This is a genomic window from Streptomyces bobili (genome assembly GCF_002154575.1).
GTDB lineage: Bacteria > Actinomycetota > Actinomycetes > Streptomycetales > Streptomycetaceae > Streptomyces > Streptomyces bobili.
In genome coordinates, this window is record NZ_MUBA01000502.1 from 1 (window position 1) to 10,786 (window position 10,786).

Below are 10,786 nucleotides of genomic sequence, written 5' to 3' on the forward strand. Positions count from 1 at the left end.
CGCGGCCCGGCCGGGCCGCGATTCGACGTACCGGCGGGCTCCCCAGCCGAGCACCGCCTCGGCGAGCAGGATCCCCAGGTCGCCCTCGAAGTGGCCGAGTTGTTCCGCGGCGGCACGGCAGTAGCGGCAGGCGTCCAGGTGGCGGCGTACGTCGGGCAGGAGGTCGCCGCCGCGGCCTATGGGGACGTCGAGGAGCCGGTTGTAGAACCGGCATTCCTTGCTGGGCGCGAGGTCCCGGTGGGCACGGACGCATCCCTCCCGGAGCTTCTCCCTGGCCTCCGCCCGCACGCAGGCCAGGTTGTCGGTGTCCATGCCGAGCAGTTCGGCGGCGACGGTGATCGGCTCGGCCTCGACCTCGGCGTGCCACAGCACGCTGCGGGCGACAGGGGGCAGGCTCTGGAAGGCGCGTTCGGCGAGCAGCCGGTTCTCCGGGGTCATGGACTTGGCGGCCCGCATCCCCCGGGCGCCGGCCGGCTTGCCCAGGTCGGGCAGGACGCCGGACAGCTCCTCGTCGGCGGCCCACTGCCGGACCGTGTCGCGCACGGTGACCAGGAGGCGGGGTCGCAGCGCGGTGCCGGGCTCGCCCATCTTCAGCCGGTCGAGGACCTGGTGGAAGCCGGCGGTGGAGACCATGGCGGCGATGCCGGTGGAGGAGGCGAGGCAGATCACCGCGTAGTCGTGCACCGGCTGCCAGTGCCGCGCGATGAGGAGCGCGGTCGACCGGGCCACCTCGGTGTCCGTCCCGCTGCGCGTCCCCGAGGCGAGCAACTCGTCGGATTCACCGGGTCCCGAGCCGGGCGGCGGAGCGAAGGGAGGGCGAGGGGGCTGGGGGGTGAGCACTGTGCGGCTTCTTTCGGTACGTACCTGTCCGGCGCCGCGGGGGCGCGCGTTCACCTCCGCCGGCGAACGCGGGACGCCCGGCCCCGGCCCCCGCACGAGTGGCTCACCTTCGCACAACTGAGTCGCGCACAACAAGCCACCGAGGATTCCCGGCCACTGTTGAAAGAATGTCGACAGGCGGCGCCCGATTTGCCCCGCGTAAAGCGCAGTTACCCCTCCCCTGGAGGCCGTCCACACCCCGTGCGCATCGCGCGCCCCGTGTGAAGCGCGCACACGCGGCGGTGCCACGCACACGTTCCGCGCGTGTGCGGCGCGTAGTGGACTGGGGGTCGGCCCTTCCTCGGAGGCCACGCGCGGGACGGCGGCTCTCCCTGCGCGAAACGGCCGCCGGCCCCGTTCCTCCCGCCCTCGGCCGGCGGCCCGGGAAGGCCTCTTCCCCGGACGCCCTCACGTTGCCGGACGCCCTCCTGTTGCCCGGCGGTGTCAGATCTGCCAGGACCGCAGCCGGTCGGCCGCGCCGTAGATGTCGGTCTTGCCGTCGATGAGGTCGCGTGTCAGGTCGACGAGGGCGCCGTACGGGGGGTCGATGCCGGCGCCGCTGACGAACATGTAGGACACCGCGGTGGCGCTGGCGAAGCGGGCGTTGGCCGAGGGCAGGGGCTTGAGCAGCGCGAGGGTGTGCAGCAGCGCGGCGGCCCGCCAGGCCGGGTCGGAGTCCACGCCGAGTCGCGGCGGGTCGACCCGGTGACGGGCGACGGCGGCGACGAGCGCGGAGAAGTCGTTGATGGTGGGCTGGTCCGGCAGGACCTCTTCGTGGCGCTGGAGCAGCCACGGCACGTCGATGTGGATGACAGGTGTCATCGGTCAGGCGACCCGCCCCTCACCCTTGACGGGCGGTTCGTCGTCGGGGAACGCCGCGGCGAACTCGTCGGCGTGGGTGGCGAAGAACCTGCGGAAGGCCTCCGCGCCCTCCTGGAGCGCCCGGTGCCTGGCTATGTCCGCGGCGGCGGCCTCCCTGACGAGCGCCTTCATCGACGTACCGCGTTCCTTGGCGATCTGCCGCAGGTCCTCCAGCTCGCGATCGCTGAATTCCACATTGAGGGCTGGCATGTCCTTCACGGTACCGCTCGGGTACTTACTCGTAAATATCCCCTGGTCAAAGTAGTGGAAAGGCGGTACCGAACGGTGTCCGAGCGATCCTGCCGCCGATCACTTCCCGGCAGACTCGGACACCGTTCGACGTCAGTCGTTCACTCTGCGGCCGTCACCCCTGGTCGGCCACGAAGGAGGCCATCCGGGCCAGTGCCGCGTTCCAGTTGATCGCCGTCTCGTTGGTCGACCAGGACTCGATGTCGTCGATGTAGCAGAACTGCCCGACACAGCCCTTGAGTTTCGCCTGCGCGACGGGGTCCTGGATGCTGGAGTTCGGGCCGCCCGCGAGGGTGCCGGCCGGCGGGCCCGGCAGGCTGGGGTCGAGCACGCGGGCGTACCAGCGGTTGTGCAGCTGCTCGGCGGCGACGTCGCCGTAGCCGGTGACGTAGGAGATGTTCAGCGCGTTGCGGCCGAGGATGTTGTCCATCGCCTGGACGGCTCCGTCGCGGTACTTCGAGGCGCCGGTGATGTCGTAGGCGGTGGCGATGACCACGGCGTTGTTGAGGACCTGGTGGGCGGAACCCCAGTCGTAGCTGTTGTTCTCGGGCGCGTACGGCATGCCGTACGCCTGGCCGCGCAGGGTGGCGAGGTAGGTGTCGGCGCCCGTGACGACCGAGCGGCGCACCTTGTCGCGGCCGGGCAGCTTGCTGGGGACGGTCGCGAGGTCGAGGCGGGCCGCGGCGGCGGTGCGGGACCAGTCGAAGCCGCGGGGGACGAAGACGTCGGCCGTGTGGACCGGGGAGTTCAGGACACGGTCGGCGAACGCCCGTTCACCGGTGCTGAGATACAGCTCGGCGGCGGCCCAGTAGAACTCGTCGGTCACGTCGTCGTCGTTGTAGGCGCCGCCGCCGGTGCCGTCGGTCGGGTCGGCGTACACGGCGGGGTGGGCGAGGGCGGCCGTCCACGCCTTGCGGGCGGCGGTCAGCGCGCGGGCGGCGAAGGCCTTGTCGTAGGGCTTGTACAGGCGGGCGGCCTGCGCGGCCGTCGCGGCCAGGTTGAGGGTCGCGGCGGTGGTCGGCGGGTGCAGTTCGCGCTTCTGCGGGTCGTTGCCCGGCAGGAGCGGCAGGCCGGTCCACTGCTGGTCGTGGATCTTGTGGTGGACCATTCCCGCGAGGGCCTGCCCGTCCGGGACCTGCATCCTCAGCAGGAACTCCAGTTCCCAGCGGGCCTCGTCGAGGACGTCCGGCACCTTGTTGCCGCTCTCGGGGAGCGCGAGGGTGCCGTCGCCGAGCTCGGCCGGGTCGCCGGTACGGGCGGTCAGCGCGCGTTCGTGGGTGCTCAGCAGCTCCCAGGCGGCGATGCCGCCGTTGACGACGTACTTGCCGTGGTCGCCCGCGTCGTACCAGCCGCCGGAGACGTCGAGGGTGTAGTCGCACACGCCGGGCTGGCAGGGCACGGAGGTGTCGCCCTGGTTGGGCGCGACTCCGACGTGTCCGGCGGCCCTGCCGTAGCCGGGCCGCAGGTCGTCACGGATCGCGATGCCGCTGCGCTGCGGGTAGTAGTACTTGACCGCGTCCCGGCGGAGCCGTTCGTAGGCCGCCGCGCCGATGTCGAAGGGGTGGCTGATCTCGCCGTCCACCGCCAGGGTGAGGCCGGTGCCGCGGGTGCGGTACGCGCCGAAGTCGACGGAGTGGACGTTCTGCCCGGAGGACACGTCGAGGCCGCGCGGCACGGTCCAGCCGCGGGCCACGGTCGCACCGGCGGCGTTCCTCAGCGCCCAGGGCAGCTTCGCCGTGGCGTCGGTGACCAGGGTGGCGTTCTTCGGCCCGGCGGGCAGATAGCCGACCTGGTTGACGCGCACCCGCGGCCCGGTGTCGGGCTCGTACACCTCCGGCGGCACCCCGCCGAGCAGGGACACGTCGTCGAGGCAGAACCGCCAGGGCTCGGCGCTGCCGCCGACCTGGAAGGCGACCTGGCCCTCGGTGGAGTCGACCGGCGCGGTGAAGGTGTAGGAGTACGACCCGGCCGCCTCGCCCAGCACCGGGCTCGCCTCCTGCCAGGTCGCGTACGGCGCGACGGACTGGCCGACGATCGCCCGCACCACATGGCCCTCGGGCACGCCGGACGCCGCGAAGGAGAACCGGTACGTCTCCCCCTTGACCAGGGTGATGCCGTCCTGGCCGATGCCGGAGTCCCAGCGGTTGACGGTGCCGCCCGGCACGTCCGCGCACAGCCGGCCCTCGGACGGGGCGGCGCTGACGTTGGTGGACCACCACGCGTCGGCGCCGGCGTCGAAGGTGCCGTTCCTGATCTGTTCGGTCTCCTCGGCCCCGGCCTGCGAGGCGGGCAGCGCGGTGAGGGCCGTGCCCAGCAGGGCCGCCAGGGACAGCAGGGTGGTTCTGCGTCGTTTCACGTACGGGCTCCTCCGAGAGGTGCGGGAACGCTCCGGACGGGAGCTCGCGTTGCGATGGGAGCGCTCCCAAATACGGTCGGAGGACATGTTTGTTGCAGTCGTGACACCCCGTCAACGGTCCGGACGGGACGACTTGACCCTCGTGGCCGCCGTCCCGCCCGGACCCCGGCGCTCCCTACGCCTCCAACCTGCTGATCCTGACCGCCCCCTGGGCCTCGCCGGGCCGGCCGCTCGTCAGGGTGAGCCGCAGCCGGGAGCCCCGGACGGCGTCGAAGGTGATGACGGTCGGCCGGTCCGAGGCGTCCGCCCAGGCGACGGCCGCTCCCGTGACGGGGAAGAAGCGCTCCCCGTCGCCGACCTCGACCCCGATCGCCGCGGGCAGGCTGTGCGGGCCGCCGGTCGTGAAGGACACCTCCACCCGGTCGAAGGTCCGCGTCCGCCCCCAGTCCACGGATACCCAGTCCTCGGGACGGGCCTGGCTGAAGGCGGGCAGCAGGGCGGTGGCCGCCTTGACGAAGGCGTTGGACCAGCCGGTGGCCGGGTCGCCGTCCAGCATCGCGGCGGGCAGGGTGTCGGTCCGCCCCGAGTAACCGGCGTCGGCGTGCGGGTGGTCCGGCGGTGCGGGGAGGTCCGGCGCGAAGACGGCCGCGGGGGTCGTCGCCTCCGTGGCGGCGTGGGCGGCGCGCACGGTGACGGTGCCCCTGCGCAGCCCGTCCACCCGCGCGGTCACCTTCAGGGCGCCGGCCTTCGTGCCGGAGCGCACGATCGCGAGTGCCTTGCCGTGGAAGGCCGTGCGGGTGCTGGCCTGGTAGCGCTCGGCGCTCTCCTGGCGGCCGTTGTCGAGCCCGGCGAGGGAGCCGCCGTCCACCGCGAAGGAGATCAGGTGCTCGGCGTCGGGCACGACGACACCGCGCACGTCGACGATGTCGGCGGTGACGAAGACGAGCGAACGGCCGTCGGCGGGCAGGGACCTGCGGTCCGCGGTGAGGCGGACGGCGTGCGGTGCGCCGGCGGTGCGCAGGACGTCGGTGGCGACGGTCCGCCCGCCGCTGCGGGCCACCGCCTTGAGCACCCCCGGTTCGTAGGGCACCCGCCACGTCAGGTGGAGCTTGCCCGCACTGCCGTTGGGGCTGGTGTAACTGCCGGGGTAGGGCCCGGTGGTGAACGTCTTGTCGTCGCCGGTGGCCTCCGTGGTCTCCAGATACGGCCGCCCGTCGACGGTCTCCTTGGCGTCGAACTCCCGGACGCCCAGCGACTTCCCGTTGAGGAACAGCTCGACGGCCGGGACATTGGCGTACGCCCACACCTCGACGGTGTCGCCGGGCCGGTGGTTCCAGGTGGCGGGCAGCAGGTGGACCATCGGCTCGTCCGTCCACTGGCTGCGGAACAGGTGGTACATGTCCTTCGGGAACCCGGCCGTGTCCACCGCGCCGAAGAAGGACGCCTTCACGGGGAAGACGTCGTACGGCGTCGGCTCGCCGATGTAGTCGATGCCCGACCACAGGAACTGGCCGGTGAACCACTTGCGGTCGCGGTCCTTCTTGTGCCCGTACTCGCCGCTCATGGTCCAGGAGGCGAGGTTGTTGTCGTAGGACGAGGTGGCCCGCCTGCCGGGGGTGTGGTTCTCGCCCGTGTTGAGGCGCTCCGGCTCCTGGTACGTGCCGCGGGAGGAGGTCTCCGAGGACGACTCCGACTCGAAGAGGAACAGGTGCGGGTAGGCGGCGTGCAGGTCGTCCACGGACCTGGCGGTGTTGTAGTTCAGGCCCAGGCCGTCGAGCTTGGCCAGCATCAGGTCGGCTGCCGAGCCCTTCGCGGGGAGACGGCGGTACTTGTCGGAGCCGATGATCAGGGGGCGGGTGTCGTCGGCCGCCCGGATCGCGGCGATGATCCGGGCGGCCATGGCGAGGCCGGCCGTGGCGGTGGAGTCGGGTATCTCGTTGCCGATCGACCACACCAGGACGGCGGGCGAGTTGCGGGCCGCGAGGACCATCTCGGTGGCGTCCCGCTCGCACCACTCCTCGAAGAACCGCCCGTAGTCGTACCGGGTCTTGCCCGTGCGCCAGCAGTCGAAGGCCTCCACCAGCATGACGATGCCCAGCTCCTCGCAGACGCGGATCATCTCCGGCGCGGGCGGGTTGTGGGAGGTGCGGAAGGCGTTGACGCCCATCGACTTCATGATGGTCAGCTGCCGGCGGATCGCGTCGGCGCTGACGGCGGCGCCGAGCGCGCCCAGGTCGTGGTGGAGGTCGACGCCTCTGAGCTTGGCGTGGACGCCGTTGAGGTGGAATCCCTCGTCGGGGTCGAAGCGGAAGGTGCGGATGCCGAACGGGGTGCGGTAGGTGTCGGTGCGCCGGCCGCCGACCCGCAGCTCGGTCTCCAGGGTGTAGCGGTGGGGTGTGGCGAAGTCCCACAACTGAGGGTCGGGGACGGTGAGTTCATGGGTCTGCGTGCCCCGGTCGGCGACCGTGACGGTGGTGGCGGCACGGGCCACCGTGCGGCCGTTCGGGGCGATGATCCGGGAGCGGACCTCGACCTCGGCGGCGGCGCCGGAGGCGTTCACCAGGTCCGTGCGCGCCCGGACGACGGCCCGCTCGTCACCGATCTCGGGCGTGGTGACGTACGTGCCCCAGCGGGCGACGTGCACCGGCTCCGTGACGACCAGACGGGCCTCACGGTAGATGCCGCTGCCCGAGTACCAGCGGCTGCTGGGAAGCCGGTTCTGCACCTTGACCGCGAGGACGTTCTCGGTGATGCCGTCGGTGTGCACCAAGTCGGTGAGATCGAGGGCGAAGCCGGTGTAGCCGTAGGGGTGCCGGCCCGCCTCGGTTCCGTTGCAGTAGACGTGGGAGTCCATGTAGACGCCGTCGAACTCGACGGAGATCCGCTTGTCCGCGCAGTCCGGCGGCAGGGTGAAGGCGAGGCGGTACCAGCCGAGCCCACCGGGGAGGAAGCCCGTCCCGCTGGTGGTGCCGTGCTCGGTGGTGGGGCTCTGTTCGATGCTCCAGTCGTGCGGGACGGCGACCTCTCTCCAGGCGGAGTCGTCGTGACCGGGGGCGGCGGCATCGGCGTACCGGCCGGTCGGGTCGGTGATCCCGCCCGGGTTGACCAGCGCGAAGCGCCAGCCGTCGCGCAGAGCGACGGTGCGCCGGCCCAGGACACCCGCGGTGGCCTCCGCGGCCCCGGCCGGCGGGGCGCCGAGGAGCGCACCCGTGGCGGGTGCGGCGGCGGAGGCGAGCAGGACCGATCTGCGAGTGACCGTCATGGCGGCTCTCCCTCATCAGGAACCAGAAGTACTCACAACTGAACGACAACCAACAAGATCTGACGTCCTGCCACTCCGGTCCGTCAAGGGGGCGGTCACGCCCTTCCGCCCCAGGCGCCCCGTGTGCCGGAATTCGGCCTGTTCGCGCACCCGGCCGCACGGAAGGCGGGCGGCCTCTCGTTCTCCTCCGTGCCGACGCCACAAGCACTAAGGTGGAACGGAAGTGGCTTGCCCGTTCACTGTGAGTGTCCGCGATGGAGTGGGGACGATGACCTCGGACGACCCGTTCGACGACGCCACGACGGCGCGAGCGGTCATTGACGAGGACGGCACGCTGGCCGAGTGGAACGAGGGGGCCCGCCGTCTGCTGGGCCACCCCTCCTCCGAGGTGGTCGGCAGACCGGCCGCCGTCCTGCTGGCCGACGCCGGCACCCCCGGACCCCCGGACCCCGGCGAGGACCGCTGGAGCGGCACCCTCGCGCTGCGCCACCGCGACGGCCACACCGTGTCCGTGTGGGTGCTCGCCCACCGGCGGCAGCCGCCGGACGGCGGCCCGGTCACCTGGCTCGCCGTGACACCGCTGCCCGCCGGGTTCCCGGACCCGCGGGACGACGACCTGATGCGCGCGGCGCTCGTCCAGTCGCCCTGCGCCACCATGATCTTCGACGACCGGCTGCGGCTGCGCGGGGTCAACGACGCGATGGCCGAGCTGGTCGAGCTGCCCGCGGCCCGTATCCGCGGCCTGCGGGCCACCGACCTCGGCGACCGGCCCCAGCACGCGGAGATCGAGACGTACATGCGCCGGGTTCTCGCCACCGGCGAGCGCCAGGAGATGCAGACCGTCATGAAGGCCCCGGGCGAGGAACGGGCGCACGCCTGGCTGGCCCGGATCGCGCCGCTCACCGACGCCCTGGGACAGGTCCGCGGCATCTGTGTGACCGCCCACGACTTCACCGAGCACTTCCTCGCACGCGAACGGCTCCAGCTGGTCAACGAGGCGAGCGTCCGCATCGGCAGCACCCTCGACGTCACCCGCACGGCCCAGGAGCTGGCGGAGGTGTGCGTACCCGCGCTGGCCGACTTCGTCAGCGTCGACCTGCTCGACCCGCAGGAGCACGGCGCCGAGGCCACCGGCCCGCTGACCGCGCCCGTCCAGCTGCGGCGGGCCGCCCACCACTCGATCAATCCGGGCTCCCCCGAGGCCGTGTGCAAGCCGGGCCAGGTGGACAGCTACCCAGCCGGCTCCCCGCAGGTCGGCTCACTGATCGCGGGCCGTACCGTCGCCGCCGCGGTGTCCCTCGACGACATCGAGGCATGGCGGTCCTGGGACGAGCGGCGGGTCCAGCATGCCCGCGAGTACGGCACCCACTCGACGATGTCCGTCCCCCTCCAGGCCCGCGGCACCACGCTCGGCGTGGTCGTCTTCTCCCGGTTCCGGCGGCCGGAGCCGTTCTCTCCCGACGACGTGCTGCTGGCCGAGGAACTGACGGCCCGCGCCGCCGTCTGCATCGACAACGCCCGCCGCTACTCCCGCGAACGCGACACCGCCCTGGCCCTCCAGCGCAGCCTGCTGCCCCGCACCCTGCCGCGCACGGCGGCCGTCGACGCCGCCTCGCGCTATCTGCCGGCCGCCCGCGCCGGGGTCGGCGGCGACTGGTTCGACGTGATCCCACTGTCCGGGATGCGGGTCGCGATGGTCGTGGGCGACGTCGTCGGACACGGCATCCAGGCCTCGGCCACCATGGGCCGGCTGCGCACCGCCGTGCGCACCCTCGCCGACATCGACCTCGCGCCCGACGAACTGCTCACCCACCTCGACGACCTCGTGGTCCGGCTCTCCGAGGAGGCCGGCGGGGAGGGCAGCCCCGGCGAGGTCGGCGCGACCTGCCTCTACGCGGTGTACGACCCGGTGTCGCGGCGCTGCACCCTGGCGCGGGCCGGGCATCCCCCGCCCGTGCTGCTCCCGCCGCACGGCGAGCCACGCGGGGTCGAGCTGCCCGCGGGGCCCCCGCTTGGCCTCGGCGGACTGCCCTTCGAATCGACCGAGCTGGAGGTCGCGGAGGGCTCCGTGCTGGCCTTCTACACCGACGGGCTCATCGAGTCCCGCGAGCGGGACGTGGACGCGGGCCACCGGATGCTGCGGGAAGCCCTGGCGGCGGACGCCGACTCCCTGGACGAGACCTGTGACCGGGTGCTGCACGCGCTGCTCCCGCAGGGCGGGGCCGCCGACGACGTGGCCCTGCTGCTCGCCCGCACCCGGGGGCTGCCCTCCTCGCAGGTCGCCACCTGGGACATTCCGGCGGACCCCGCGCTGGTCGCGCCGATCCGCAAGCAGGTCGTCGACCAGCTCGCGCGATGGGAGTTGAGCGAGCACTCGTTCACCGCGGAGCTGGTGGTGAGCGAACTGGTCACCAACGCCATCCGGTACGGCGCCCGCCCGATCCGGTTGCGGCTGATCCACGACGCGACCACGCTGATCTGCGAGGTCTCCGACAACAGCCATACCGCGCCGCACCTGCGCCGGGCCAAGACGTTCGACGAGGGCGGCCGGGGGCTGCTGCTGGTCGCCCAGCTCACCCAGCGGTGGGGCAGCCGGCACACGACGGACGGAAAGACGATCTGGGCGGAGCTGGGCCTGCTCGCGGACGACTGAGACACGGTCGCCTCACGGGTGTCGGCCGTACCGCGGCGGGCACCCGCCAGGGTGGCTGCCCCGCACATGACGCGGCATCGGAGGGCGGAGCGATGGAACCTGCGGCCCTGACGGACACGGGTCCGACCGGCACGGGGCCTGCGGCTGACCGCCCGGCGCGTTCGTCGGGGGGCCGGGGTCGCACTGTGCTGGCGGCGGGTGCCATGGCCGTGCTCGGGCTGGTGAGCGCCTGCGGCGGAGGTGGCGCGCAGGGCGGCGGCTCCGCGTCCGTACCCGCTTCCTCCCCCGCCGTGCCGGTCCCGTCGTCCGCGATGTCCGCGCAGGCGTCCACGGCGTCGGCCGTCGCGACCACCGCGCCCTCCCCCGCCCAGCCCGGCGGTGCGACAGCGGTCGCCGCCGGGCTGGGCGGGGGAGGGCGCGGTGGTCGCGACGGCCGACGCCGTGGACGCCTGCGCGGACATCGCGGACGACGGGACCGGCACGGCGGGGGAGGAAGCTGGCTCTGATACACATCTGACGCTGCCGA

5 protein-coding genes and 1 pseudogene are annotated in these 10,786 nt (G+C 72.8%); 1 reads left to right on the forward strand and 5 read right to left on the reverse strand.

The genetic code is table 11. From position 1 onward, the window contains the following. The 5 genes and pseudogenes from BZL64_RS31550 to BZL64_RS31570 form a co-directional block, all read right to left on the reverse strand. A pseudogene (locus tag BZL64_RS31550) lies at positions 1 to 840 on the reverse strand (hydrolase); the annotation flags it as partial. Between the two features lie 483 nt (positions 841 to 1,323). Continuing rightward, positions 1,324 to 1,701, reverse strand: a complete 378-nt coding sequence (locus BZL64_RS31555) for a toxin Doc (protein ID WP_086772551.1) — start codon at positions 1,699 to 1,701, stop codon at positions 1,324 to 1,326. Between the two features lie 3 nt (positions 1,702 to 1,704). Beyond that, a complete protein-coding gene (locus BZL64_RS31560) occupies positions 1,705 to 1,950 on the reverse strand; it encodes a hypothetical protein (protein ID WP_073495742.1) in 246 nt (81 codons plus the stop codon). A 154-nt stretch (positions 1,951 to 2,104) separates the two neighbouring features. Beyond that, positions 2,105 to 4,345, reverse strand: coding sequence for a glycoside hydrolase family 9 protein (locus tag BZL64_RS31565; RefSeq protein ID WP_158101575.1), 2,241 nt, complete (start codon positions 4,343 to 4,345; stop codon positions 2,105 to 2,107). A 175-nt stretch (positions 4,346 to 4,520) separates the two neighbouring features. Continuing rightward, a complete protein-coding gene (locus BZL64_RS31570) occupies positions 4,521 to 7,607 on the reverse strand; it encodes a glycoside hydrolase family 2 TIM barrel-domain containing protein (RefSeq protein ID WP_086772553.1) in 3,087 nt (1,028 codons plus the stop codon). A 268-nt stretch (positions 7,608 to 7,875) separates the two neighbouring features. Between BZL64_RS31570 and BZL64_RS31575 the strand changes: the two genes are divergently transcribed. Next, positions 7,876 to 10,260, forward strand: coding sequence for a SpoIIE family protein phosphatase (locus tag BZL64_RS31575; RefSeq protein WP_086772554.1), 2,385 nt, complete (start codon positions 7,876 to 7,878; stop codon positions 10,258 to 10,260). Positions 10,261 to 10,786: the final 526 nt, after the last annotated feature.